General features: G+C 63.8%; 25 protein-coding genes. 7 read left to right on the plus strand and 18 right to left on the minus strand.

The features are described 5' to 3' along the window. Window positions 1-39: 39 nt before the first annotated feature. From BMY71_RS07425 to ettA, 4 genes are all read right to left on the minus strand, one after another. Window positions 40-1,305, minus strand: a complete 1,266-nt coding sequence (locus tag BMY71_RS07425) for a lytic murein transglycosylase (RefSeq protein ID WP_244526012.1) — start codon at window positions 1,303-1,305, stop codon at window positions 40-42. A gap of 43 nt (window positions 1,306-1,348) precedes the next feature. Continuing rightward, window positions 1,349-1,942: a TIGR00645 family protein gene (locus tag BMY71_RS07430; protein ID WP_011503840.1), complete on the minus strand. Its 594-nt coding sequence runs from the start codon at window positions 1,940-1,942 to the stop codon at window positions 1,349-1,351. A 119-nt stretch (window positions 1,943-2,061) separates the two neighbouring features. Continuing rightward, window positions 2,062-2,832 (minus strand): trans-aconitate 2-methyltransferase, encoded by a 771-nt coding sequence (tam, locus tag BMY71_RS07435; protein ID WP_092682783.1) that lies wholly within the window; start codon window positions 2,830-2,832, stop codon window positions 2,062-2,064. A gap of 295 nt (window positions 2,833-3,127) precedes the next feature. Then, window positions 3,128-4,777: an energy-dependent translational throttle protein EttA gene (gene ettA, locus BMY71_RS07440; RefSeq protein ID WP_011503842.1), complete on the minus strand. Its 1,650-nt coding sequence runs from the start codon at window positions 4,775-4,777 to the stop codon at window positions 3,128-3,130. 233 nt (window positions 4,778-5,010) lie between these two features. On the opposite strand from ettA, the gene BMY71_RS07445 reads away from it, so the two are divergent. Continuing rightward, window positions 5,011-5,217, plus strand: a complete 207-nt coding sequence (locus BMY71_RS07445; protein ID WP_011503843.1) for a hypothetical protein — start codon at window positions 5,011-5,013, stop codon at window positions 5,215-5,217. Window positions 5,218-5,312: 95 nt separating this feature from the next. Here BMY71_RS07445 and BMY71_RS07450 read toward each other — a convergent pair whose 3' ends face one another. Next, a complete protein-coding gene (locus BMY71_RS07450; protein WP_092683145.1) occupies window positions 5,313-6,545 on the minus strand; it encodes a L,D-transpeptidase family protein in 1,233 nt (410 codons plus the stop codon). 483 nt (window positions 6,546-7,028) lie between these two features. On the opposite strand from BMY71_RS07450, the gene BMY71_RS07455 reads away from it, so the two are divergent. Continuing rightward, window positions 7,029-7,979 carry a hypothetical protein gene (locus BMY71_RS07455; protein ID WP_092682785.1) on the plus strand — a complete coding sequence of 317 codons (951 nt, stop codon included), beginning with the start codon at window positions 7,029-7,031 and terminating at the stop codon, window positions 7,977-7,979. 57 nt (window positions 7,980-8,036) lie between these two features. Here the strand turns inward: BMY71_RS07455 and sseA are convergent, their stop codons facing one another. The 3 genes from sseA to BMY71_RS07470 form a co-directional block, all read right to left on the minus strand. After that, entirely contained in the window at window positions 8,037-8,894 is an 858-nt protein-coding gene (gene sseA, locus BMY71_RS07460; protein ID WP_092682787.1) for a 3-mercaptopyruvate sulfurtransferase, read from the minus strand. Between the two features lie 113 nt (window positions 8,895-9,007). Beyond that, window positions 9,008-9,430 carry a rhodanese-like domain-containing protein gene (locus BMY71_RS07465; RefSeq protein WP_092682789.1) on the minus strand — a complete coding sequence of 141 codons (423 nt, stop codon included), beginning with the start codon at window positions 9,428-9,430 and terminating at the stop codon, window positions 9,008-9,010. Window positions 9,431-9,476: 46 nt separating this feature from the next. Next, window positions 9,477-10,652: a vWA domain-containing protein gene (locus BMY71_RS07470; protein WP_092682791.1), complete on the minus strand. Its 1,176-nt coding sequence runs from the start codon at window positions 10,650-10,652 to the stop codon at window positions 9,477-9,479. A gap of 166 nt (window positions 10,653-10,818) precedes the next feature. Here BMY71_RS07470 and BMY71_RS07475 point away from each other — a divergent pair, with 166 nt between their 5' ends. From BMY71_RS07475 to BMY71_RS07485, 3 genes are all read left to right on the plus strand, one after another. Beyond that, window positions 10,819-12,753 (plus strand): sensor domain-containing diguanylate cyclase, encoded by a 1,935-nt coding sequence (locus BMY71_RS07475; protein ID WP_092682793.1) that lies wholly within the window; start codon window positions 10,819-10,821, stop codon window positions 12,751-12,753. 102 nt (window positions 12,754-12,855) lie between these two features. Continuing rightward, entirely contained in the window at window positions 12,856-13,110 is a 255-nt protein-coding gene (locus tag BMY71_RS07480; RefSeq protein ID WP_011503851.1) for a GlsB/YeaQ/YmgE family stress response membrane protein, read from the plus strand. A 104-nt stretch (window positions 13,111-13,214) separates the two neighbouring features. Further along, the gene (locus BMY71_RS07485; protein ID WP_011503852.1) at window positions 13,215-14,057 is read left to right on the plus strand and encodes an AAA family ATPase; all 843 of its coding nucleotides are present in this window, start codon (window positions 13,215-13,217) and stop codon (window positions 14,055-14,057) included. A 99-nt stretch (window positions 14,058-14,156) separates the two neighbouring features. Here the strand turns inward: BMY71_RS07485 and BMY71_RS07490 are convergent, their stop codons facing one another. The 4 genes from BMY71_RS07490 to BMY71_RS07505 all read right to left on the minus strand — a co-directional run bounded on the left by BMY71_RS07490 (window position 14,157) and on the right by BMY71_RS07505 (window position 16,770). Further along, window positions 14,157-14,489: a hypothetical protein gene (locus BMY71_RS07490; RefSeq protein ID WP_244526007.1), complete on the minus strand. Its 333-nt coding sequence runs from the start codon at window positions 14,487-14,489 to the stop codon at window positions 14,157-14,159. A 67-nt stretch (window positions 14,490-14,556) separates the two neighbouring features. Beyond that, window positions 14,557-15,171: a GNAT family N-acetyltransferase gene (locus BMY71_RS07495; RefSeq protein ID WP_092682795.1), complete on the minus strand. Its 615-nt coding sequence runs from the start codon at window positions 15,169-15,171 to the stop codon at window positions 14,557-14,559. Between the two features lie 166 nt (window positions 15,172-15,337). Beyond that, window positions 15,338-16,267: an SMP-30/gluconolactonase/LRE family protein gene (locus BMY71_RS07500; RefSeq protein ID WP_092682797.1), complete on the minus strand. Its 930-nt coding sequence runs from the start codon at window positions 16,265-16,267 to the stop codon at window positions 15,338-15,340. Between the two features lie 152 nt (window positions 16,268-16,419). Further along, window positions 16,420-16,770 carry a hypothetical protein gene (locus tag BMY71_RS07505; protein WP_092683147.1) on the minus strand — a complete coding sequence of 117 codons (351 nt, stop codon included), beginning with the start codon at window positions 16,768-16,770 and terminating at the stop codon, window positions 16,420-16,422. 116 nt (window positions 16,771-16,886) lie between these two features. Between BMY71_RS07505 and BMY71_RS07510 the strand changes: the two genes are divergently transcribed. Further along, on the plus strand, window positions 16,887-17,168 hold the full coding sequence (locus tag BMY71_RS07510; RefSeq protein ID WP_092682799.1) for a GIY-YIG nuclease family protein: 282 nt from the start codon (window positions 16,887-16,889) through the stop codon (window positions 17,166-17,168). A 647-nt stretch (window positions 17,169-17,815) separates the two neighbouring features. On the opposite strand, the gene BMY71_RS07515 is transcribed toward BMY71_RS07510, so the two are convergent. The 6 genes from BMY71_RS07515 to BMY71_RS07535 form a co-directional block, all read right to left on the minus strand. Beyond that, the gene (locus BMY71_RS07515) at window positions 17,816-19,594 is read right to left on the minus strand and encodes a B12-binding domain-containing radical SAM protein (protein ID WP_092682801.1); all 1,779 of its coding nucleotides are present in this window, start codon (window positions 19,592-19,594) and stop codon (window positions 17,816-17,818) included. Window positions 19,595-19,651: 57 nt separating this feature from the next. Beyond that, window positions 19,652-19,792, minus strand: a complete 141-nt coding sequence (locus BMY71_RS24850) for a hypothetical protein (RefSeq protein WP_175557629.1) — start codon at window positions 19,790-19,792, stop codon at window positions 19,652-19,654. Window positions 19,793-19,866: 74 nt separating this feature from the next. Continuing rightward, on the minus strand, window positions 19,867-20,136 hold the full coding sequence (locus BMY71_RS07520; RefSeq protein WP_011503859.1) for a DUF3297 family protein: 270 nt from the start codon (window positions 20,134-20,136) through the stop codon (window positions 19,867-19,869). Then, the gene (locus BMY71_RS07525; RefSeq protein ID WP_011503860.1) at window positions 20,133-20,609 is read right to left on the minus strand and encodes a glutathione peroxidase; all 477 of its coding nucleotides are present in this window, start codon (window positions 20,607-20,609) and stop codon (window positions 20,133-20,135) included. The genes BMY71_RS07520 and BMY71_RS07525 overlap by 4 nt, the downstream gene beginning before the upstream one ends. A gap of 16 nt (window positions 20,610-20,625) precedes the next feature. After that, the gene (locus BMY71_RS07530) at window positions 20,626-22,023 is read right to left on the minus strand and encodes an amidase family protein (protein WP_092682803.1); all 1,398 of its coding nucleotides are present in this window, start codon (window positions 22,021-22,023) and stop codon (window positions 20,626-20,628) included. A 67-nt stretch (window positions 22,024-22,090) separates the two neighbouring features. Next, window positions 22,091-22,348 (minus strand): DUF6894 family protein, encoded by a 258-nt coding sequence (locus BMY71_RS07535; protein WP_011503862.1) that lies wholly within the window; start codon window positions 22,346-22,348, stop codon window positions 22,091-22,093. A gap of 122 nt (window positions 22,349-22,470) precedes the next feature. On the opposite strand from BMY71_RS07535, the gene pip reads away from it, so the two are divergent. Beyond that, a complete protein-coding gene (pip, locus tag BMY71_RS07540; protein ID WP_092682805.1) occupies window positions 22,471-23,460 on the plus strand; it encodes a prolyl aminopeptidase in 990 nt (329 codons plus the stop codon). Window positions 23,461-23,789 lie beyond the last annotated feature (329 nt).

A 23,789-nucleotide genomic window follows, 5' to 3' on the forward strand; every position in this document is an offset into this window, starting at 1 on the left:
CATCTTTCAGGACTACATTCCTGCAGCTTAGTCGAGCGATCAGCGCGCCGCTTCGATCGAGCGCAACACGGCTTCGCTCGGCCAGCAATCGAGCTTCAGCCGAGCTGATTTTTGATAGGCGCCCAAAGCCGACCGGGTCATCATGCCGGCCTTGCCGTCGATCTTGTCGTTGTAGAGGCCGAGCCGCGTCAGCCCGCGCTGCATCGCCTCGACATCGGCGGTGCGGAGCTGCTTTGTCGCCGCCCACGGCGTCGCGAACGGCTGCGGGTTGGTCATCCGGTCGGCGAGATGTCCGACGAACAGCACGTAGAGATCGGAGAAATTGTATTCCTTAATAACGAAGTAGTTCTTCGTGGTCAGGAACGCCGGGCCGTAGATACCTTCCGGCTGCAGCAGCGACGCCGGCTCGGCCAGTTCGCTGGCGCTGAGTTTGTCGTTGCGCGCCAGCGTGAAGCCTTCGCGCAGCCATTGCCCGATCGGCTGGCTGAGCTCCGGTACGCCACGCGTGCAATCGGCATTGCCAGGCGCGCGCACCTCATAGGCCCAGCGCACGCTTGGCTTCCAGCCCTTGTTGACGAGCTGCTGCGCGGCCGAGGCGAGTGCATCCGGCACCGAATTCCAGATGTCGACCTTGCCGTCGCCGTCGAAATCGACGCCGTGCTTGTAATACTCCGACGGCAGAAACTGCGTCAGTCCGGTCGCGCCGGCCCATGACGAGCGCATCCCCTGGCGCGTCACCGCGCCCTCGTCGATGATCTTCATCGCCATGATGAATTCGGTGCGATACTGATCCTTGCGGCGGCCGACATAGGCCTGCGTCGCCATCACGCGGACTGCATCATAGGGCAGCCGGTAGCGACCGTAGTCGGTCTCGCGCCCCCAGATTGCCAGCACCACCGTCGCCGGAACGCCGAAGCGCTGCTCGATACCGCGCAGCGTCGGCTGATACTGCTGGAAGAGCTTCTGGCCGGCCGCGGCGAGACGCGCGATGCTCGCTTCCTTGAGATAGTCGGCCGGCACCTGGACGAACTCGGCCTGCGCCGGCGCGCCGGTTTTCGGCCGCCCCGGCAGGATCAGATCGGGCAGCTTGTAGTCCGGCTCGAGGCCAACCGTGACCGCGTCGAATGTGGCGCGCGAAATGCCGGCCTCTCGGGCCTGCGGCCACAGTTCGGCAAGGAATCTAGCGAAGCCAGGATCGGCCGCGGCCGCCACGCCCGACCACCAGCCGGGCGCCACGCATAAGACCAATGCGAGGATGACGATGTGCAGTTGACGGACCATCACCGGCCAAGGCGTCAGAAGCATTTTCCGCAAGCTAGCACCTGAGCCGAAATCTGTGAACGCCGCCTCAATGATGAGACCCGCCATGTGCTTCCCGCGCCACGGCGTCGTTGGAAAGCTTGTCCACATAAGCGATGCCGATCGCCGACAGGATGAACACGGTGTGGATGATGGTCTGCCACATCACGCCCTCCGCGGTGTAGTTGGTGGTGCGCGTGGCCGAGCCGATGCTGCCGGCCTCGATGAAGGTGCGCAGCAGATGGATCGAGGAGATGCCGATGATCGCCATCGCCAGCTTGATCTTCAGCACGCTGGCGTTGACGTGGCCGAGCCACTCCGGCTCGTCGGGATGTCCCTTGAGATTGAGCCGCGACACGAAGGTCTCGTAACCGCCGACGATCACCATCACCAACAGGTTGGAGATCATCACCACGTCGATCAGGCCGAGCACCACCAGCATGATCTGCTGCTCGCTGAAATCGAACGAATGCGAGATCAGATGCCACAGCTCCTTCAGGAACAGCACCACATAGACCGCCTGGGCCACGATCAGCCCGACATAGAGCGGCAGTTGCAGCCAGCGTGAGCCGAAGATCAGCATCGGGATCGGGCGTAGCCCCAGCCGCTTCGGCGGCTGGGGCGTCTCGGGCGTGATCGACATCAGGAATGCTCCAGGCTGCGTGGATTCGGGATATTCTCAAGTGAGAAAAGCATGTGATTCTGTCGAGACTCCGAGCAGCGACGATTGAGCGCAGCCGGAGACATTGAATGCGCGGACCGCTACTTGATCGCGACGAAGAAGATCCGCGGAAAGCGTAGCAGCACCTTTCCGTCAGCCTGCGGCGGATATGCAGCCGCAACCCGCGCAGTATAGGCGGCGAGATAGGCCTTGCGCTCGTGCAGGTCGAGCGGATCGATGAACGGCCGCAAGCCGGTGCCCTTGACCCATTCGACGATGGCGGTCGCGTCGTCGAGCACGTGGTTGTAGACCGTGTGCCAGATCTCCAGCCGGCTGCACAGCGGCCGCAGCGCGTCGTAATAGACGCCCGGCTTCGGCAGCATGTCGCGCGACTCGGCGGCCTTCGAGAGCTGGTGGCGCCACGGCTCCTCGAACGCCACCTCGCGCATCAGGATGTGCGACGGCTCGTCGAGATTGTCCGGCATCTGCACCGCAAGAGCGCCGCCACTCTCCAGGCCCGACACAAGCCGCTTCAGATGCTTCAGATGATCCGGCACCCACTGAAACACCGCATTGGCGAACAGAACGTCGGTGTCCGGCGGAGGCGCCCAATGCGCGACATTGGCCTCGATGAATTTCTGCTGGGGCAGCCGCTCGCGGGCCTGGCGCAGCATGTCGGCGGAAGTGTCGACGCCGATCACCGCGGCCTGCGGCCACCGCTCGACCAGCAGTTCGGTCGAGTTGCCCGGACCGCAGCCGATGTCGGCGACCTTGCGCGGCGCCAGAACCGGCACCTGCGCCAGGAGCTCACGCGCCGGCCGGGTGCGCTCGTCCTCGAATTTCAGATATTGCTCGGCACTCCAGTCGGCCATCCAACTCCACCCTTACGCCCCCAGGTCGGGTGGAAACCTATTGATCCGTGGGGATTTTGCAATATCCCGCATGGAATCGCCTCCCCTTCAAATCGCCGCGAAGTCGGCAATGGAAGAAGACGCCGATATTGACCTGGTCGCCGCGTATCGCAAGAAGGCCGCGTTCCAACCTGCTCGCCGACTTTGTCGTCGGCGCGCAGGCACTGGTCGCAGGGATCGCGATCTGACCCGCGATCCTCATCGATATCGAACCTATTTCCCAGAGGTCGAGCTGATCACTCCGGAACGACGCGGCTCACCGCGTCAGCTTCTTGTACTTCGCCCGGTGCGGGATCACCGAGTCCTGACCGAGCCGGCGCATCTTGTCCTTCTCGTAATCCTGGAAGTTGCCTTCGAACCATTCGACGTGGCTGTCGTCCTCGAAGGCGAGGATATGCGTGGCGATACGGTCGAGGAACCAGCGGTCATGGCTGATGATCACGGCGCAGCCGGCGAAATCCTCGAGCGCCTCTTCCAGCGCCCGCAGCGTATCGACGTCGAGGTCGTTGGTCGGTTCGTCGAGCAGCAGCACGTTGGAGCCGGACTTCAGCATCTTGGCGAGGTGGACGCGGTTACGCTCGCCGCCTGACAGCGAACCAACCTTCTTCTGCTGGTCACCGCCCTTGAAGTTGAAGGACGAGCAATAGCCGCGTGAATTGACTTCCTTCTTGCCGAGCAGGATCTGCTCATTGCCGCCGGAAATCTCTTCCCAAACGGTCTTCTTGGCGTCGAGGCTGTCGCGCGACTGATCGACATAGCCGAGATGCACGGTCTCGCCGACCGTGATGGTGCCCTGGTCGGGCTTTTCCTGCCCGGTGATCATCCGGAACAGCGTGGTCTTGCCGGCGCCGTTCGGGCCGATCACGCCGACGATGCCGCCGGGCGGCAGCTTGAAGGTCAGGTCGTCGATCAGCAGCTTGTCGCCGAAGCCCTTGGTCAGGTGATCAAATTCGACCACATTGTTACCGAGACGCTCGGCCACCGGAATGATGATCTGCGCGGCCTGGGTCTGCTTCTCGCTGGCCTTGGCAAGCAGTTCATCGTAGCGCTGGTAGCGCGCCTTGGACTTGGCCTGGCGTGCCTTCGGCGACGACGCGATCCACTCCTGCTCACGCTCGAGCGTCTTCTGGTGGGCAGCATCCTCGCGCCCCTCCTGCAGCAGCCGCTTCTGCTTCTGCACCAGCCAGGACGAGTAGTTGCCCTCGTAGGGAATTCCCTTGCCGCGGTCGAGCTCGAGGATCCAGGAGGTGACGTTGTCGAGGAAGTATCGATCGTGGGTGACGATCAGGATCGCGCCCGGATAGTTGCGCAGATGATTTTCGAGCCACGACACCGACTCGGCGTCGAGATGGTTGGTCGGTTCGTCGAGCAGCAACAATTCAGGCTGGTCGAGCAGCAGCTTGCACAGCGCGACGCGACGGCGCTCGCCGCCGGACAGCTTGGTCACGTCGGCGTCATCGGGCGGGCAGCGCAGCGCGTCCATCGCCTGATCGACCTTGCTGTCGAGATCCCACAGCCCCGCGGACTCGATCTGGTCCTGGAGCGCGGTCATCTCGTCGGCGGTTTCCTCGGAATAGTTCATCGCCAGCTCGTTGTAGCGATCGAGGATCGCCTTCTGCTTGGCAACGCCGAGCATGACGTTCTCGCGCACGTTCAGCGCGGCATCGAGCTGCGGTTCCTGTTCGAGATAGCCGACGCGGGCGCCTTCGGCGACCCAGGCCTCGCCGGTGTATTCCTTGTCGATCCCGGCCATGATCTTGAGCAGCGTCGACTTGCCGGCGCCGTTGACGCCGAGCACGCCGATCTTGGCGTCGGGGTAGAACGACAGATGGACGTTATCCAGCACCTTGCGGGTCGGATAGGCCTTGGTCAGGCCCTGCATGAAATAGACGAACTGGCGAGCCATCGTGGTCCTTGAAAGCCGGAGCGTGGGGGGATTGTTGTCGCTGATGTAGCGGTGCGTCCGGCAAAGGGCAACCCGAGCGAGCGCATCGTTAAGCGATCGTTAAGCCTGCCCCCGTACGGCGCCTAGGACCGAACCATTTGCACAAAGTTTTAACGACCTAGGCCAACACTCTCTGCGAAGGCCGCGGCAATGCGCGGTTCGCGTCCGAATGGCGCCGAACACGGAGCAGACCTATGGCAAGCCTCATCTCGACCACGACTGTCCAGCCCGAAGCTGCCAATACGCGCGGCCGTTCCGGACTGATCAATGAGATCCGCGAGTTCTGGAGCCAGTTCTTCGTTCAGGCGTTCAGCCCTTACCGGCCCGAGCTGTACTATATGCGTGGTCCAGGACCGGCCTGGCGTGCAAAGCACGGCCGCAAGCCGGCCCGAAAGGACTGAGATTTCTGCAGCGACAGGCTTGCTCAAAGCCAAGCAAAGCAAAATGCCCGCGCAGATCGCTCTACGCGGGCATTTTCTGATCGAGGATCGCTGCGTCAGCGGATCGTGACGGGCGCCGGCAGCGGCGCGACCATGGTTGGCTGGCTTCCAGGCACCGCGGACATCTGCGGCGGCTGCGACACCGGCGCGGCGGACGCCACCGGCTGCGGCTGCGCACTCGCGGTCGGCGTGGGCGGCGCGCCGCCCGGCAGCACCACAACGCGTGTGCCGACCTTGACCCGTTCAAACAGGTCGCTGACGTCGTCGTTCAGCATGCCGATGCAACCCGACGACACGAACTTGCCGATCGTCGAAGGCTGATTGGTGCCATGGATGCGATACACCGTGGAGCCGAGATACATCGCCCGCGCGCCCATCGGGTTGCCGGGGCCGCCCGCCATGAAGCGCGGCAGATAAGGCTGGCGTTCGATCATCTCGGCCGGCGGATGCCAATCCGGCCATTCCGCCTTGCGGCTGACCTTCTGCACGCCGTTCCAGGTGAATCCGTCGCGCCCGACACGGACGCCGTAACGCATCGCTCGGCCATTGCCGAGAACGTAATAAAGATACGTGTGGCTGGTATCGACAACGATGGTGCCGGCTGGCTCCTTGGTCTGGAACGCAACCTCCTGACGGCGCAGGTTCGGTGGCAGTTGGAAGCTCTGATCGGCCTCCGGCTGCTCTTCCGGCGGCAAGGCGGCCACCTGCAGCGGCCGGCCATCCGCGCCGAGCTGGGGCGCCAACGGCACCGAGCCGGTGGCCTGCTGCGGAACACCGGGCTGTCCGGTGCCGACAACTTCGGGCGGACGCGGCGAACCATCGCCGCGGTTGGAATAGATCACCGATGGCGGACCTGCCGGGCGGCCGTAGCGCGGATCGTCGGGCGACAGCACCGGTCCCTGCGGCATGGGAGCGCGATCGGAATAGACCGGCGGAGCACCCATCGGACGGCCATAGCGCGGATCATCGGGCGACAGCACGGGGCCCTGCGGGGCCGGAGCGCGGTCCGAATAGACTGGCGGCGCGCCGATCGTGCGGCCATAGCGCGGATCGTCCGGCGTCATCACCGGGCCGGGCGGCGGCAGCGCCGCAGACGGCCCGGCCGAAGGACCATCTTCGTCGTCGAGATTATCGAAATCCGGCATTTCCGAGCCGCGGCGATAGTCGCCCGGCGTCGCCGTCGCATAGGAGCCCGGAGCGGAAGGATAGCTCTGCGCGTGCGCCAGGGAGGTTCCAGCCGAGATCGCCGCAACTGTCGCCAACAACGTCAAGATTCGATTGTTCATCATCGCCCGTTTATAAACCGAAGCCGAGACTGCATCGTTAACGGGCAGATGCCGCAGGATCACGGCGCATTCAAGACAAGTCCTGCACAATCACGCCTAAATCGACGATATTCGAGGACTTGTGCTGCATTTGTCTCGCTTTCACAGGACAAGCCCAGACTTCTCAAGACGCCAACGCGGGGTGTTCCCTCGGTCAGATCAATTCCGCTGCGCCGGCCGAGGCGCGGGCCAATCAGCGCCGCGCTCCTTGCTCCGACATCGTCCGCTCCGACATCGTCTGTATCCGCAGCGCAACTGATCGCGCAACGCATCGACGGCTCCGAAAGTTTTCGCGCGGTACTGCGAATCCATTGCGCTATTCTCAACGAGCTCTGATTCGCAGCGCGCGTCGCGTTTTTGCCCGTCGAACAAAGCTCGTGTGATCGCCGCGTTGTTGTTGCTCAAAGGTCTTCGCGCACTCGCCGCCGAAGACGGAATGAACCCGAGATGCTTCCCGGAGTCCGGTTCCTGTTCGCGGCGGTTGCGCTTGCGGTGTCGATGCTGGTGTTTGGGCTTGGCGCCGCGGCGTTGCTGCGCGCAGCTCACGAACAATTCGCCAATGTCAGATCAATCCGGCCTGCACCGGTCTCGCTCGCCATACGACCGGTCGAACCGACAATGCCGACGCTGAGCATGTTGAGGGTCGAGCCGCCCGCGCCCGCGCCCGAACCGAAAATGCAGGACGGCGAGCCCATGGCGCAGCCGCCGTTGCAATCAGCGGATCTCAGCTCCGACAGACGTGTTGACGCGCCTGAGGCAACGCTCGCGGAGGCGAACAGCGCTGAGCCGAAGCTGGTGGCGGAAACGGCCCCTGAAGTGAAATCCACCGAGCCTAAAGCGGCCGAGCCGAGCGAGACGCCAGATGCCAGGCCGCAGCCCGCTCCGGCGCTGAAGTCGGAAGCGCCTCCATCCTCGATCAGTCCCGCCGTCGCCGAGACCGCAACCACGCCCGGGCCCGCCAAGTCGGACGCCCAAACGATGGAAATCGCAAAGCCGGACGGGACGAAAGCCGACGCGTCGACCCCGGAGCGGATGCCGACCGGCCAGTCCCCGGCGGGGCCAACCTCAGACCCGCCAAAACCGGAGCAGGGCAACAGTGCGAACGCAGCGCCCGAGCCCGTGACTGAGGTCGCGGCGCTGACCGGCCCGATCCCGACGCCGAAGCCCAATCCGCGCGCGCGCGCCAAAATCGTGGCGCCCGCCGGCGACCAACCGGTCGCACCCGATGCAGCGGCAGCCACGGATCAGGCCGCCAAGCCGAACGGTTCAGAAGCGACCGCGTCGGTCAGTGAGACAGCGCCGAAAGCGGAACGTCCGTCCGTCGAGAAGCCAAAGGTCACCAAGCGGACGCAAGCGAAGCGCAAGGGCAAGCGCCGCCGTCAGGTCGAAGCGCAGTAGCGGCGGCCGGTTTCGACGCCCTTACCGCTCCGGTTGCACCCGACCTGAAGGACTGGCTTACGCCGGGCCGGTCGCGACCGGCGGGCCGTCCTGCATCCCCCATTCCGACCATGAGCCGTCATACAGCGCGGTGCGACGGACGCCGAGGCGATACAGCGCCAGGGTCAGCACCAGCGCAGACACGCCGGAGCCGCAGCTCGTGACGATCGGACGATCGAGATCGACGCCGGCTCGGGCGAAGGCTTCACGCAACGCGTCGCGCGATTTCATCAAGCCGGTCGCGGCGTCGAACAGCTCGTTGTACGGCAGGTTGCGGCTGCCGGGGATGTGCCCCGCACGCAAGCCGAGGCGCGGCTCCGGGACACGCCCCTCGAAACGGTCGGCGGCGCGGGCGTCGATCACCTGCTCGGCGCCGTTATCGAGATTGGCGACCAGCTGGTACTTGCTGCGCAGGTAGTTCGGGTCGAGCTTCGCGGTGAAAGAGCCGGGCTTCGGCGACGGCTTGCCGGACTCGATCGGCCGGCCTTCCGCCTGCCACTTCTTCAAGCCGCCTTCGAGGATACGGACATTGTGGTGGCCAAACGACAAGAACATCCACCACGCCCGGGGCGCCGCGACCCAGCCGCCGGCATCGTAGACGACCACGGTGTCGCCGGAGGAAACACCCATCGCCGCGACGTCGCCCGCGAACTGCGCGGCGTCCGGATACATATGCGGCCGCGTATCGGTTCGATCGCAGACCTCCTCGACGTCGAAATACACCGCGCCGGGAATATGCGCCGCGAGATAGTCTTCGCTAGGCCGCGGTATGACGCCCGGCATCTTGAACGATGCGTCGAGGAGCTTGACCTGCGGATCGCCCAGATGGGCAGCGAGCCATTCCGTGGAAACCAGCGGGTCGTCGGTGGCGGTCATCGGGTTGTCTCCGGCGCAGCCGAATGAACGGCGGGGACGCCGGAACCGGTCCGGCAGGCCATCGTCATTGAGAAAACCGCGGCGCTGGTCAAGTGCGCACGCCTTGTTACGGATCAGCCTTTCGGCTTCTTCGGCTGCCAGGCCTCGACTGGACCGCCGGCGTCGCGCCAGGCGGCGAAGCCGCCTTCGATATGCGCGACCGGCTTCAGCCCCATGTCCTGCGCGGTCTTGGCCGCCAGCGCCGAGCGCAGCCCGCCGGCGCAATAGAACACGAAAGTCTTGTCGTCCTGAAAGATCGGCTTGGCGTAGGGACTCTGCGGATCGATCCAGAACTCCAACATGCCGCGGGTGCAAGCGAACGAGCCGGGGATTCTGCCATCACGCTCGATTTCGCGCGGGTCGCGGATGTCGACGATCACCACGTCGCCGGAGCCCGCCTGTTGAAGCGCGATCGCGTCGGCGGTGCTCAGGGTCTCGATCGTCGCGTTGGCTTCGTCGAGCAGCGCCTTGATCCCACGGGTGATGGTCTGCGGCATTCCCTTGATTCCCTGATGCTACTTGTTCGTCGAAAGCATGCGCAGGCTAGCGGACCAGTTCCCGCATCGCGCCTTCCAATCCTTCGAGCGTGAGCGGAAACATCCTTTCCGAAAACAGCCGGCGAATGATCGTCGTGGACTCCGAGTAGTCCCAATGCCGCTGCGCCACCGGGTTGAGCCACACCGCATGCGGGTAAGTACGCAGCACGCGATCGAGCCAGACCGAGCCGGCCTCCTCGTTGACGTGCTCCACAGACCCGCCGGGGACCATGATCTCGTAAGGCGACATCGACGCGTCGCCGACGAGCACGATCTTGTAGTCGTGCGGAAACTTGTGCAGCACGTCCCAGGTCGGCGTGCGGTCGGTGAAGCGCCGCTTGTTCTGCTTCCATACGCCTTCGTAGAGGCAATTGTGGAAGTAGAAATATTCCATGTGCTTGAATTCGGTCTTCGCCGCCGAGAACAGTTCCTCGACCTGGGCGATATGCGAATCCATCGAGCCGCCGATATCGAAAAACACCAGAACCTTGACGGCGTTGCGCCGCTCCGGTCGCATATGGACGTCAAGATAGCCGTGATTGGCGGTCTCGCGGATCGTGGTGTCGAGATCGAGTTCGTCCGGCGCACCGGTGCGCGCAAACTTGCGTAGACGACGGAGGGCAACCTTGATGTTGCGGATGCCGAGTTCGACATTGCCGTCGAGATCCTTGAACTCCCGCTTGTCCCAGACCTTCACCGCGCGCTGGTGGCGGCTCTTCTCCTGGCCGATCCGAACGCCTTCAGGATTATAGCCCTCGGCGCCGAACGGCGAGGTTCCGGCCGTGCCGATCCACTTGTTGCCGCCCTGGTGCCGCTTCTTCTGCTCCTTCAGGCGCTCGCGCAGCGTCTCCATGAGCTTGTCCCAGCCCATCGCCTCGATCTGCTTCTTCTCCTCCTCGGTGAGATACTTCTCGGCGAGCTTCTTGAGCCATTCCGCCGGAATATCGGCCTTCTCCATCGCGTCCAGCAGGCTTTCCAGCCCCTTGAAAACGCTGCCGAACACCCGGTCGAACTTGTCGAGGTTGCGCTCGTCCTTCACCAGCGCGGCACGCGACAGATAGTAGAAATTCTCGACGCTCTGATCGGCGAGGTCGGCGTCGAGCGCCTCCATCAGCGTCAGATATTCGCGAAGTGTGACCGGGACCTGTGCGTCGCGCAGCGACGTGAAGAACTGAAGGAACATGCCCGACAGATTGCCCGACCCGTTGCCCCCGTCAAGAGCGGAAACCGCCTCGTTCGCACCTGCGAGATCCCCGGCGCGACGGAACCATGCAAATCTGCCAGCCTGTTATCGGTCGGTAAAACAATTCAACGCAATATCAAGACTCGACCTCAGGCCCGCACGCAAGATGACAGCCAAAACACCCTCCGCACCGAGCCTGATTGGACGCCTGTCCACGCCGTCGCTGATCGTCACGATGTTCCTGCTGGGTATGAGCGCCTGCGTGCTCGGATTGGTGGTCTGGAAGGCGTATGACGCGCGCCGCATCGCATTGGTGCAGAGCGAAACGGAAATCCGAAACCTCGTGCGATCCCTGACGGAGCACGCGTCGCATACGATTCAGTCCGTCGATGTCGTCGTCGACGATCTCGTGGCGCTGTTGCGGTTTCGCGGCACGCCGACCACCGTTTTCAACGATCGGCTGCGTGAGATCGTCGACAATCTCCCACACCTGAGACGATTGGCGGTTCTGGACGAACGGGGCGATTTGCGGTTCGCCTCGATAGCGCAAGTCCCGCACATCAACTATGCCGATCGCAGCTACTTCAATCACCACCGCGACAATCCGCATCGCGAGCTGTTGATCACCGGCCCGCTCCTGCCCCGAACCTCCAGCCAGCCAGTGATCGCTCTGACGCGGCGCATCGAGACGCCCGAGGGACAATTCGCCGGCGTCGTGGTCGCGACGATCGAGAGCGACTATTTTCTCGAATTTTACAAGATGTTCAAACTCGGCACCAATGGCAGCATCAATCTGATCAATGGCGACGGCAACGTGCTGATCCGGTGGCCGGCGCTGTCGACTCAGGTGCGGGACCTGTCCAGGGGCAATCTGTTTCAGAAACGGCTCAAGGACAGCCCGACCGGATATCATCGCATCGTTTCGCCGTTCGATGGCCTCGTCAAATACTACGCTTACGAGAAGAGTGGCCGCTACCCGTTGATCGTCACGGTGTCGCGTAGCGAGGCTTCGGTTCTGTCCGGCTGGTACGAGGAGCTACGTTCCGATATCCTGGTCGCGATCGCGCTGCTCGCCTGCATCGTGCTGCTGGCGACCCTGCTCGGCAGCCAGTTGCGCTATCGCCAACGCGTCGAAAACATCCTGCGCGAGCGTGAGGCGCGCTTCCGCCTGATCGACGCCAACATCGCCGACGTCGTGCTGCTTCTCGACAACAAGGGCGTGCTGGTCTTCGTGTCGCAATCCAGCAAAGCCGTGCTCGGCTTCACGCCCGAGCAACTGATCGGCCAGTCCTGCTTCGATCTGGTGCATCCCGACGACGCAAGCTCTCTGCGTTTGCACAATCTCCAACTTGACCAACCATCAGGGAGCGAACGTCGCGAGTTCCGTCTGGTGCGCCCCGACGGCACTATGATCTGGCTCGAGGCGAATTTCAGGTTTACCAAAAGCGAGCGGACCCGGCGGTGCGACATCGTCTGCACGCTGCGCGACGTCACCCAGCGCAAGCGGATGGAGGACGAAGTCGAGGCGCTCAATTTCCGTCTGGCAGAAATGGCCAAAACCGATGGTCTCACAGGGCTACCCAATCGCCGTTCGCTCGACGACTTCATCAACAACGTTTTCGCCACCCATGCAGATCTCGCGGTGCTGATGATCGACATCGACTATTTCAAGGGGCTCAACGACTGCCTCGGCCATCAGGCGGGCGACGAAGGACTTCGGCAGATCGGCAAGCTGCTGGGCGACGTCGTCGCCAACACCGGCGGCCTCGCAGCTCGCTACGGCGGCGAGGAGTTCGCCGTTATCCTGCCTGGATCCGACGCCAAAGCCGCGATGGCGCTGGCGGAGACCGCGCGGATCAAGATCCGCGACTTGGCCCTCGCCAATCCCGCCGCGCCGAACCAACGCCTCACCGTGAGCATCGGAGTCGCCAGCCGGACCGCAGCAACCCCCGACGCGAGCACGCTGTTTCGCGAAGCCGACATTGCGCTCTACGAAGCCAAGCGCCGCAGTCGCGACTGCAGCGTGGCGGCGCCTGTCTATCTCGGCGATGCCGGGTCGCTGGTCCCGGAGGTTGAGGCCAGGAGCGGCACACCGGCCTGACCCCACTTCTGCGAGTTCCACCGCCTAGACCTCACGGGTTTTTGCACTACACTGCGGTGCCGAACCACAACAGGCAGGTTGGACGGAATTAAGAGGGGCGTCATGGGGATCGATTCCATTATCGTTTGGCTGCTGGTCGGCGCGATCGCCGGCTGGCTCGCAGGCTTGCTCGTTCGCGGCGGCGGCTTCGGCCTAATCGGCAACATCGCCATCGGCATCGTCGGTGCAGTTGTCGCGGGCTGGCTGCTGCCGTTCCTCGGCGTCAATCTCGGCGCCGGCATCTTTCGCGCGATCATCAACTCGGCGATCGGCGCGGTGATCGTGCTGGTGCTGCTGGCCATGATCCGCAGAGCCTGATACGCAGGAACACAGCGATGTGCGGCCGCCGTCTGCGGCCGCGCGCTCACGATAAAAGCAACAAGAATGGCGCGCGCGCCTGATCACGGACGAGGCAGAAACGCATGAAGTTTACCGGCACCAAGGACTACGTGGCGACCGACGATCTCAAGGTCGCCGTCAATGCGGCGATCGTACTCGAGCGGCCGCTCTTGGTGAAAGGCGAACCCGGCACCGGCAAGACCGTGCTGGCCGAGGAAGTCGCCAAGGCGCTCGATGCCCCGCTGCTGACCTGGCACATCAAGTCGACCACCAAGGCGCAGCAGGGGCTGTACGAATACGACGCCGTGTCACGGCTGCGCGACAGCCAGCTCGGCGATCCGCGCGTCTCCGACATTTCCAACTACATCAGGCGCGGCAAGCTCTGGGAAGCGTTCACCCACGGCCAGCGCCCGGTGCTTTTGATCGACGAGATCGACAAGGCCGACATCGAATTCCCGAACGACCTTTTGCTCGAACTCGACCGCATGGAATTTCACGTCTACGAGACCGGCGAGACCATCAAGGCCGAGAAGCGCCCGATCGTGATGATCACCTCGAACAACGAGAAGGAGCTACCCGACGCGTTCCTGCGCCGTTGCTTCTTCCACTATATCAAGTTTCCCGACGCCGACACCATGCAGCAGATCGTCGACGTCCACTTCCCCGGTATCAAGCAGCGGCTGGTGCAGGAGGCGCTCAAGATCTTCTTCGAAGTGCGCGACGTTCCGGGCTTGAAGAAGAAACCTTCGACCTCGGAGCTGCTCGATTGGCTCAAGCTCCTGCTCAACGAGGACATGAGTCCGGAGACGCTGCGCGAACGCGACCCGCGCAAGCTGATCCCGCCGCTGCACGGCGCGCTGCTCAAGAACGAACAGGATGTCCACCTGTTCGAGCGGCTGGCGTTCCTCAGCCGCCGCGAGGTGTGAGGCCGGCGGGTGCGGGTTCCGGTGATCGATACCCGCACCGGGCCGATCAACTCGGCATCCGGGTGGGGTGATGGATCGGGCCGGGCGTGAACGCTGCGCTCAGCGCCAGCCTTCGTGCACGTCGGTCGGCTGGTCGCAAACCCACTCCGGCCGCAGCATCACCTGGCAGCCCTTTTCGAACGGAAGCGCGCAGACTCGACGCTGGTCTTGCATGATCTCGATCGCCCAGGTCAGCGGCACGGTGGGTTGCAACTGCACCAGCCGCTGAATCACGCCAGCCGCGAACAGCGTGGCGTCGATGTCGTCGGCCAGCGCCGCCCCGTCGTGGCCCGGGCCATCGACGCGGTTGATCGGATCGCGAACGTGAAAGCGGTAAAACGGCATTGCAGCAGGATGGCGGCACTGGTCGGTCCGCAAAATGATGTAAATCAAACAGCGGTTGCTGAGCGGATAATTCTTTCGATCAGCAAGCTGGTAGCAATCCCGACCTTGATCGATATCAAATGGAACCAGGTGTTTCCGCCCGTAGTTTACCGGAGAGCTGATAGTTAAGGTGCGCTTTCACCGTCGGCCATTCAGCGGCGATGATCGAATACACCACGGTATCGCGCAGCGTGCCGTTCGGCGCAATCTGATGATTGCGCAGGATACCATCCTGCTTGGCGCCGAGCCGTTCGATCCCGCGCCGCGACTGATGATTGAAGAAATGCGTGCGGAATTCGACGGCGATGCAGTCGAGCGCCTCGAACGCGTGCTGAAGCAGCAACAGCTTGCATTGCGTGTTGAGCCCGGTGCGCTGCACGCGTTGCGCGTACCAGGTCGAGCCGATCTCCACCCGGCGGCTGGCGGCATCGACATTCATGTAGGTGGTCATGCCGGCGATCCGGCCCGCCGCATCCTTCACCGTCCATGGCAGCATCGCACCCTGCGCCTGCAGCGCGAGCCGGCGGGCGATCTCGGCCTCGACCCGGTCCGGCGCCGGCACGGCCGTGTACCACAGCTTCCACAACTCGCCGTCCTGCACCGCCTCGATCAGTCCATCGCGATGCGCCGGCGCCAACGGCTCCAACGTCGCATGGGGACCGCTGAGGGTGATGGGTTCGAGCCAGGGCATTATTGTGCTTCCTTGATAGGTCCTGCAGACAGACGTCCTTACTCCGTGACGAGGCGGCTTGTCCCGACCATCGACGACGAAATGCAGACGCGCAGCTCAAAAACAATCGGTCCGCCCGGGACATGGCCCGGGCGCGATGTCGAACTCTTCGAAGACCAACCGAACACTATTTGTTCAGGAAGTTCAGCGGCAGGCCGGGCCGCGGCCAGTCCATCGCGATCAGCTCGCCCTTGCCGGACAAGGTGATGTAGGCGGTCTTCAGCTCAGGGCCGCCGAACGCGATGTTGGTGGTGACGCGGTCGCCGGTCGGCACCTGCTCGACCAGCGAACCATCCGGCGCGATCACCGAAATGCAGCCCGACACCAGCGTCGCGACGCACACATTGCCGCCCGCCTCGACCGCGAGCGAATCGAACATCTGATAGCCGCCGAGGCCGGCAATCGGCTTGCCCTTCTCGCCGCGATAGATCACATCGCGCGGCTTGATCTCGCCGGGCGCGACGATGTCGTAGGCCCACAACCGCGCCGTCGGCGTCTCGGCGGCATACATTGTGGTCTCGTCCGGCGACAGGCCGATGCCGTTCAGCGGCAGCGTACCGAACACCTGCTCGCTGATCTCTTTCATGCCTGGCTTGATGTAATAGGCGGCGCCGACATCCAAGTCGCGGGCGCGGCGCTTGCCGAGGTCGGTGAACCACAGGCCGCCGTGCCTATCGAACACCAGATCGTTCGGGCCTTTCAGCGGGTGCTCGCCGCATTTGTCGAACAGCGTCTCGACTTTGCCGCTGGTCAGGTCGATCCGCTGGATCGAACCACCGATATATTCGTGGGGCTCCGGCGCGCCGGGCATCATCGTCCCGCGCGACGGAAACCAGCCGAAGCCGCCATTGTTGCAGATGTACATCTTGCCGTCGGGGCCGAGCGCCGCGCCGTTGGGGCCGCCCGGCACCTTGGCGACGACTTCCTTGCGGCCGTCCGGCCAGATCCGCGTGAGCTGCTGCGCGCGGATTTCGACCAGCACAACCGAGCCGTCAGGCATCACCACCGGGCCTTCGGGAAATGCCAGATCGGTTGCGAGAACGCGAATGTTGGACATGGATCCTCCTATGTTTTGTTATTTTTGCAGAGCGGATCGAAGTCCCGCATGCGCAGCGTGTTGATGCGGTGATGTTAGGGCATGTCGGCGCGCATTGCCAAGCCGAGGTACGCGGCGAAATTCCGCGAACCGGCATGCGCGTTCGTTGTCTGCTACTTCGCGTCGGTCTTTGGCGGCGTGGAGTCCTTGGCAGGCGCGGCCGCGGCGGGGTCCGGCTTCTTCTGCGCTGCCTGCACTTGCTCGATGGACTTCTGCATCGCCACCAATGCGCCTTTCAGCGCCTCGATCTGGCGGTTCGCAGAGTCGATCTTCTGCTGCTGATCGAGCCGCGTCTTGTCGAGCGACTTCTGCAAAAAGTCGACATTGCTCTGCAGGCAACTGGTGCGACGCTCCATCGTCTTCTCGACCGTGCAGATCTCGATGCCGGGCACGTCTTGCGCAGCCGCGGCGCCGCCCCAGCCGAGCGCCATCAGCATCGCTATCGTCATCGTTCTGCCGGTCATCGTGATCTCCATTGGCGTTTGATCGAGCCCCAGCCAAGCGGCTTTGGCCTCGGACTGTCAACGCGCGGAAGCCGCGGCGGATTGCCGGACCAAGCGCCGCGTGCAAATTTCGCACGATGCAAGATCATCCCGTCGAAGAATGCTTCGTCTATGTGCTGGGCTGCGTCGGTCCGGGCCGTTATCTGACCTATGTCGGCTGGACGCTCGACCTCGACCGCCGCCTGACGCAGCACAATGCCGGCGCCGGCGCACGCTCGACCCGCGGACGGACCTGGGTGCTGATCCACAGCGAGCGCTTTACCCGAAGGCAGGACGCAATGAGCCGCGAATGGCACTTGAAGCGCGACCGCGCCTTCCGTCGTCGCCTCGCCGCCAAAGCTCAGGGCCTCGGGGTCTGAGCCGGGTGCCAATGCATCGCGTGTCCTAAATTGCGACAACGTTACTGACGTATCTTAACCTTCAGAACGCGACTGGAACGAACAGGGGTCGAATCACTGGCAACCGTTTGTTCCAGGCGTTCACGCACGACATGTCGTGAGTTGCAGCCGCGAGACCCACAAGGAATGCGAGGAGCGTTCTTAGGTGTCCGGCGCGCGGCCTCAAAATGATTAATCCGCCGCCCTGAGCCAGGAGATCAGCGCGGCTTTCGGCGTCATGAACGCCGACGCGCCGTCGAGTCGAGGGATTTCGTGTCGGTTGCCGGATGTGTCCCGCGATGTGACAAGATTGCTGACCGATCTTAACTTCTGGAACGCGGGTGGAACGAAGCGCAGACGAATCACTGCGAATCACCCGCCCCGGCAGTTCAGGCTCTACATATCGACGGTTCTGGCGCGCAAGACACAACACCTGCGGACGGGGCGTCCTCGGATTCGCTGCCAAATCGCCGAAATCGTTAACATGAGGGCGTCCGACAATCGCTGCGGTCAGGCATGGGGCCGCACAGCGAGAGATTGAAGCAGAACCGGGAAGTTCGCGATCGGAGCTGGTTTCTTCAGCGCCGCCGCGCCACCTGCGGATCGCCGCGCGTCGACAGGGCTCCGAGCTAGGCCGCGCCGCGGGTCAGATTCAGCACTTTGTTGCGATGCGCCACCGCCTGTTTCGCCGCGGCTGTATGGGTGAACATCTCGAGCTCGGACTCGTCCTCATCCGAAACCGGCGTCAGCGCCGCGTCGGTGTAGTCGTAGCGCTTCGGATCGCGCGCCACCCGGAATGCAACCTTGCTCAGTCCCCATGCCGTCGACAGGATCACGGTGGTCTTGTGAGCGAGTTCGAAGGCCAGTCGCGGCCAGAATGCGATGGCATTCTCACGCGGCAGGCCGGGCCGCCGCTCCGACGGATGCCGGAGCCGGAACACGCCGCTCTGCAGCGGGTGGACGTTCTCCAGCGACACCGCCAGCGAGAAGGTCAGCAAGAGCTTCACCATGCTGTCCAGCTTGATGCCGGTCTTCGCGGCGCGGCGCAACAATGTCTCAATGTGCGCCGGCGAATAGTAGTGCCGCCAGACCTGCTGATAGACGTCCTCCCACGCCTGCTGCGACATCTTCTGATGCGCGGTGCAGACGTGCTCGATGTCGTATCGGTTGAGGTCGGCGTCCATCGCGATCCCGGCCTTCCACAGCTTCTGGTGATCCTCCGAGCCTGGCAGCGGCGTCAGGCAGAAGAACTCCAGAATGTCGATCGGCAGTTCGCGCTTGATGATGTCGATGTCGGCAAGAATGCTCTCCGGCGTGTCGGCGGGAAAGCCGAGGATGTAGCCGGCCAAGGTGATGATGCCCTGCGCCTTCCACGCCAGCAGCATCGCGCGATACTCGGTGATCTTGTTCTGCCGCTTATTCGCCAGCAGCAAGGTCTCCGGATTGATGCTCTCGAGCCCGAGGAACACCCGGGTGACGCCCGCGCGTTTGGCCTTCTCGATGAAATTCGGGATCTTGTGACACAGCGTGTCGACCTGGATCAGCAAGCCGAGCGGGATGCCCTGCTCTTCCTTCAGCCAGATCAAGCGGTCGAGGATCGCTTCCCAATCCTTGTTGCGCGCGAAATTGTCGTCGGTGATGAAGAATTTCGAGACGCCCTGCTTCCAGTTGGCGCGCACCAGCGCCTCGACATCGTCCGGCGTGCGGTAGCGCGACTTGCGCCCCTGAACGTTGATGATGGTGCAGAACGAGCACTGATACGGACAGCCGCGACCGGCATCGAACGAGGTCGACAGGCCCAGCGTGCGCTTGACGTTGGCGAGCGGCAGAAACGGCACCGGCGTGCCTTCGATGCCGGGCAGATCGTCGAGATAGTTGTACAGCGGCTGCAGACTCCCCTTCGCCGCATCCTGCAGCAGCCGATCGATCCGCCCCTCAGCCTCGCCGGCGAAAATCGAGACGCCGAGGTCGCGGCAGGCGTCGAGATCGACCGCTTGGCCGTCGAGCATCGACAGACAGCCCGAGACGTGAAAGCCGCCGATGACGACCTGCACACCGGCGGCGCGAAACGGCCGGGCAATGTCGAGCGCGCGCGGATACTGATTCGACTGTACGCCGATCAGCCCGACCATGCCGAAATTGCCATGCGCGGCGAGCCGCTTCAACAGCTTGGGAATGTCGATCCTGGTGTTGAACTCGTCGATCGCTTCGATGTCGATCTCGACATCCGGACCGAGCACTTGCCGCGCGGCGCTTTCCTGCGCAATCCCGTAAAGGCTCGCCAGCGAGTTGGACGGGATCATCGCCCGCCACCACCGGATCACGTAGCCATCGTCGCCGTAATGCGACGGCTTGATCAGCAGCAGCTGAAAGCGGCGGCGCTTCGGCCGGTCCTCGGCAATCGACACCAGCCATCCTCCTGCAATCGAAGTCGTGAAACGAAGTCAGATCAGACGGAGAAAAAATCAATTTCGACTGAGATGCTGCCGGGAATGCCGCGCTGCCGCAAGCTCAAACGGCAGGCATTCGAGCCCGGCTCGCGTTGCTGCGGTGACCAGTTGCGGAAATGCCGCAATTTTTCGACCAAAACAGAACACAATCGTCATCGCGGCGTCACCCGGACACGAGGTCAACAGATGCAATCAGCGATATCGCGTTGCGCTCAGCGAAGTTGTGCGGGTCAGCTTCGCGGGCGGATGTAAGGTTCGACGGGTCCGTGAACCTTGATCGCGAGCTGATTGCCGAAGCGGTCCTTCGCCGTGCCGGCGGCCACGCGGACCCAGCCCTCGCTGACGCAATACTCGATCACGTTGTTCTTTTCCTGGCCCTTGAACCGGATCCCGACGTCGAGATCCAGCAGAGCCTCGTTGAAATAGGGGCTGTTCGGCTCGATCGACAGCCGGTCCGGCAGTTCGATGGCGTTGGCGGTGGTCGCAGTCTTGTCGGTCATAGCAGCGTCTCGATATCCTTTGCGAGCGACTCCGGCGTGGTCGTCGGCGCGTGTCGCGATACCACATGGCCGGCGCGATCGACCAGGAATTTGGTGAAATTCCATTTGATCGCCGAACCGAGCAGGCCGGATTTCTCATCCTTCAGAAACTTGTACAGCGGATGCGCGTTCGCGCCATTGACGTCGATCTTCGCAAACATCGGAAAGCTGACGCCGTAGTTGGTCGAGCAGAATTGCGCAATCTCGGTTTCGTTTCCGGATTCCTGCGCGCCGAACTGGTTGCAGGGAAAGCCCAGCACCGAAAAGCCGCGTGGTCCGTAGGTTTTCTGCAGCGCTTCGAGGCCCTTGTATTGCGGAGTGAATCCGCAGGCGCTGGCGGTGTTGACGATCAGCAGCACCTGGCCTTCGAACCGCTTCAACGGAAGCTCCTCGCCCGCGAGTGTCTTGGCCGTGAAGTCTTGAATCGATGTCATTATCGGACGCCCCTGTTCAACGCAGCGGATCGATTGGCGACGCCGGCGTGCCGCCGGCCTCGATCGCCTCGCCGGCCAGCAGGCACAGATCCTCGCGATAGCGGCCGGCAACAATCTGTACGCCAACCGGCGTGCGGCCGACCAGCCCGGTCGACACTGTCAGCCCGGGCAGCCCCATCAACGGGATTGCGACCTGCGGCATCTGCGCCGCCCACACCCGCTCGAACGACGCCTCGTCCTTCAGATCGAGCCGCTGCGGAAACGGCAGTTCGCCCGACACCGGCATCAGCAGCACCGCGTAGCGTTCGAAGAACAGCTGCCAATCGCGCGTCAGTGTCGCGCGGCGGGTCAGGATCTTCGAATAAGCGGCCTGATCGTCGATCGCCTTGTCGCGATTGCCGCCAAGGCAGGCCAGCGCGCCGGGGTCGCCCTCTCGCTCGGCGGCTTCACGCATGGCCTGATAACCGTCGCCGAGCCAGAGCCTGGTCTGCAGGTCGGCGGCTTCGCGCAGCGGCGGCGCGTTCTGCAATTCCTCGACGGTCCAGCCGGCCTTCTCGAGCCGGCGCGCGGCGTCGATGACAGCGTCACGCACCTCGGGAACGACATGGAGGCCATCGGGCGCGATGCACAGCGCCGCCCGCTTCGGCATTGCGGGACCTACCAGCGGCGCCGGCACCCACCACGGGTCGCGCGCGTCCGGCTGCGACATCGCGGCGAGCGCGATCCGAAGATCGCCGATCGTGCGCGCCAACGGTCCCGACACCGCGCTGATCTGCGGACAGATCGATCGCTCCGGCGACGACGCGTTGTAGGCGGCGACCCGGCCGAGCGTCGGCCGCAGGCCGTGCACGCCGCAAGCATAGGCCGGATAGCGCACCGAGCCGGCGATATCGGTGCCATGCGCGATATGGCCGATGCCGGCTGCGACCGCCGCTGCGGCGCCGCCCGACGACCCCCCGGGCGTGATCGAGGGATCGCGTGGGTTCAGCGTCTCGCCGTGTAGTTTGTTGGAAGTGAACCAGCGATAGGAGAACGCCGGCGTATTGGTGCGGCCGACGATCACTGCGCCGGCCTTGCGCAGATTGTCGACCACCGGGCTGTTGGATGCCGCTATCAGGTCGCGCTGCAGCGTCACGCCGTTGGTGGTCGCGAAACCTTGCTGATCGATGTTGACCTTGACGGTGACCGGCACGCCCGCGAGCGGACCCGCGCCATCGCCGCGCTTCAGCGACGCATCGACGGCATCGGCCTGCGCCAGCGCATCGTCCGGGCGATGATCGATCACCGCGTTGATCGCCGGATTGACGGCGTCGAGTCGATCCAGCGCAGCCTGCGTCGCTTCGCGCGCCGAGACCTCGCGTTTGCGGATCAAGCCGGCCAGGTCGGCCGCGGACAGTCGCCAGATGTCTTGCATGGTCCCCCCGGTTGACAATGACGTGATAGCGCGGTGAACGATGCCACGCCACCGCGAATCCAGGGAGTCAGTGCCTGTTCCGCGGCAGCGCCGGCATGTCGACAAGCGCTTCGCTGAATGGGAAATCCAGCACCACGTCACCCTCTTCGTCGGTGACTTCGAGGCTCGCGCGGATCAGGTCTACCTGCGCGGCCTCGGTCTTGATGATTTCCTTGATGGTGGCGCGGGCGACTTGCCAGGCGTGATCGGCATCGCGCAAATCTTCGCCTTCCGGGTCCGGGATCAGCTCTTCACCGATCCGCGTGTTGAAATAATATCTCGGCATTCCAAGGTTTCCGTTTTGCTCCTCTCAAGGTGAGGGCAAGGCACCCGATGCGCAACCCTGTTACCCGCATGACCGATCTTCGTGCGCTCGCATTCGACGCCATTTCACTGTAACCAAATGTGATGGCACCCGACGCGAAGTCCGAGATTCGTTCCGACAGCAACGGCAAATCCACGGCGCCGCTCACCGCGCAGATGCTCGCGGTCGGCGACGGTCACGAGTTGTATGTCGAAACCAACGGCAACCCCGACGGTCTCGCCGCGATCTACCTGCACGGCGGCCCCGGCAGCGGCTGCCAGCCCGATCATCGGCGGCTGTTCGATGCGCAGCGGTTTCACGCCGTGTTGTTCGATCAGCGCGGCGCGGGACGCAGCCGGCCGAAAGGCGGGCGTTCCGCGAACACGCTGCCGCATATGATCGCCGACATGGAAATGATCCGCACCACGCTCGGCATCGAACGCTGGCTCGTAGTCGGCGGATCGTGGGGCGCGACGCTGGCGCTGGCCTATGCGCAGTCGCATCCGCAGCGCGTCAGCGGCATCGTTCTGCGTGCGGCTTTTCTCGGCACGCGCGCGGAACTCGAGGGTGCATTCATGTCGAGCCTGCCGCGGTTCTATCCGGAACTGCACGCGGATTTTCTCGGCGTCCTTCCCGCGGCGGAGCGCAGCGCGCCGCTCGACGCCTATTGGCGGCGCATCCTCGATCCCGATCCGGAGGTGCACGGCCCCGCGGCGCGGGCCTGGGGCGAAACCGAGGCGATCATGTCGCAAATCGGGCCAAAGCGGTCACGGCTCGAAATCTTCAATGAAAACAATACCCGGCCGATCCCGTCGACGCCGTTCATGGAAGCGCATTACTTCGTCCACGACTGCTTCATGCGCCCCGATCAATTGCTGCATGATGCGCCGGCGCTCGCGGGCATTCCCGGCGTCATCGTGCAAGGCCGCTACGATCTGCTCTGCCCGCCGGCCACCGCGCATCGGCTCGGCGCGGTGTGGCCGGACGCCGAACTACGCGTCATCGATGCCGCCGGACATCTGTTGTACGATCCGGGAATCCGCGACGCGGTGATCGCCGCGATCAACGACGTCGCGACCAAGATCAAAGCGTGAGGACTTCGTCGATGCCGCTCGCCGGGCGCCGGACCAGGAGTGCCTCCCCGGCGTCACCAGCCCCGGCCCCCTCAGCGCGACCGGCTCGGAGCTGATCGCGGCCGGCGTCTACACCCTGCTTTGGGATCTGGCCAAGAGCGACCTCGACGGTTGAAGCGCCAACGGATCGGATCGCGTGCCGGCCGTTCTCATGACGGCGGCCGACATCTGCTCATCACATGGTTGGAATAGGTCTTAAGGGGAACCCTTTGGCCGCTTGCGCGTCAATCCGCATTCGGCGACATCGGCCCCGCGCCTGCGGCGGCCAACGACGTGTTGACAAGGCTCCG

It is taken from the genome of Rhodopseudomonas pseudopalustris (assembly GCF_900110435.1).
Taxonomy (GTDB): Bacteria; Pseudomonadota; Alphaproteobacteria; order Rhizobiales; family Xanthobacteraceae; genus Rhodopseudomonas; species Rhodopseudomonas pseudopalustris.

What these genes read in the sequence shown, in the direction of transcription:
- BMY71_RS07500 (WP_092682797.1), bottom strand. Translation starts at nt 16,267, where the DNA reads ATGTCCAACATTCGCGTTCTCGCAACCGATCTGGCATTTCCCGAAGGC.
- BMY71_RS07465 (WP_092682789.1), bottom strand. Translation starts at nt 9,430, where the DNA reads ATGCCGCAGACCATCACCCGTGGGATCAAGGCGCTGCTCGACGAAGCC.
- ettA (WP_011503842.1), bottom strand. Translation starts at nt 4,777, where the DNA reads ATGGCTCGCCAGTTCGTCTATTTCATGCAGGGCCTGACCAAGGCCTAT.
- tam (WP_092682783.1), bottom strand. Translation starts at nt 2,832, where the DNA reads ATGGCCGACTGGAGTGCCGAGCAATATCTGAAATTCGAGGACGAGCGC.
- BMY71_RS07495 (WP_092682795.1), bottom strand. Translation starts at nt 15,171, where the DNA reads ATGCCCTGGCTCGAACCCATCACCCTCAGCGGTCCCCATGCGACGTTG.
- BMY71_RS07480 (WP_011503851.1), top strand. Translation starts at nt 12,856, where the DNA reads ATGGGGATCGATTCCATTATCGTTTGGCTGCTGGTCGGCGCGATCGCC.
- BMY71_RS07455 (WP_092682785.1), top strand. Translation starts at nt 7,029, where the DNA reads ATGCTTCCCGGAGTCCGGTTCCTGTTCGCGGCGGTTGCGCTTGCGGTG.
- BMY71_RS07530 (WP_092682803.1), bottom strand. Translation starts at nt 22,023, where the DNA reads ATGCAAGACATCTGGCGACTGTCCGCGGCCGACCTGGCCGGCTTGATC.
- BMY71_RS07525 (WP_011503860.1), bottom strand. Translation starts at nt 20,609, where the DNA reads ATGACATCGATTCAAGACTTCACGGCCAAGACACTCGCGGGCGAGGAG.
- BMY71_RS07475 (WP_092682793.1), top strand. Translation starts at nt 10,819, where the DNA reads ATGACAGCCAAAACACCCTCCGCACCGAGCCTGATTGGACGCCTGTCC.
- BMY71_RS07425 (WP_244526012.1), bottom strand. Translation starts at nt 1,305, where the DNA reads ATGCTTCTGACGCCTTGGCCGGTGATGGTCCGTCAACTGCACATCGTC.
- pip (WP_092682805.1), top strand. Translation starts at nt 22,471, where the DNA reads ATGGCACCCGACGCGAAGTCCGAGATTCGTTCCGACAGCAACGGCAAA.
- BMY71_RS24850 (WP_175557629.1), bottom strand. Translation starts at nt 19,792, where the DNA reads ATGACGATTGTGTTCTGTTTTGGTCGAAAAATTGCGGCATTTCCGCAA.
- BMY71_RS07430 (WP_011503840.1), bottom strand. Translation starts at nt 1,942, where the DNA reads ATGTCGATCACGCCCGAGACGCCCCAGCCGCCGAAGCGGCTGGGGCTA.
- BMY71_RS07470 (WP_092682791.1), bottom strand. Translation starts at nt 10,652, where the DNA reads ATGTTCCTTCAGTTCTTCACGTCGCTGCGCGACGCACAGGTCCCGGTC.
- BMY71_RS07485 (WP_011503852.1), top strand. Translation starts at nt 13,215, where the DNA reads ATGAAGTTTACCGGCACCAAGGACTACGTGGCGACCGACGATCTCAAG.
- BMY71_RS07445 (WP_011503843.1), top strand. Translation starts at nt 5,011, where the DNA reads ATGGCAAGCCTCATCTCGACCACGACTGTCCAGCCCGAAGCTGCCAAT.
- BMY71_RS07535 (WP_011503862.1), bottom strand. Translation starts at nt 22,348, where the DNA reads ATGCCGAGATATTATTTCAACACGCGGATCGGTGAAGAGCTGATCCCG.
- sseA (WP_092682787.1), bottom strand. Translation starts at nt 8,894, where the DNA reads ATGACCGCCACCGACGACCCGCTGGTTTCCACGGAATGGCTCGCTGCC.
- BMY71_RS07450 (WP_092683145.1), bottom strand. Translation starts at nt 6,545, where the DNA reads ATGATGAACAATCGAATCTTGACGTTGTTGGCGACAGTTGCGGCGATC.
- BMY71_RS07510 (WP_092682799.1), top strand. Translation starts at nt 16,887, where the DNA reads ATGCAAGATCATCCCGTCGAAGAATGCTTCGTCTATGTGCTGGGCTGC.
- BMY71_RS07520 (WP_011503859.1), bottom strand. Translation starts at nt 20,136, where the DNA reads ATGACCGACAAGACTGCGACCACCGCCAACGCCATCGAACTGCCGGAC.
- BMY71_RS07505 (WP_092683147.1), bottom strand. Translation starts at nt 16,770, where the DNA reads ATGACCGGCAGAACGATGACGATAGCGATGCTGATGGCGCTCGGCTGG.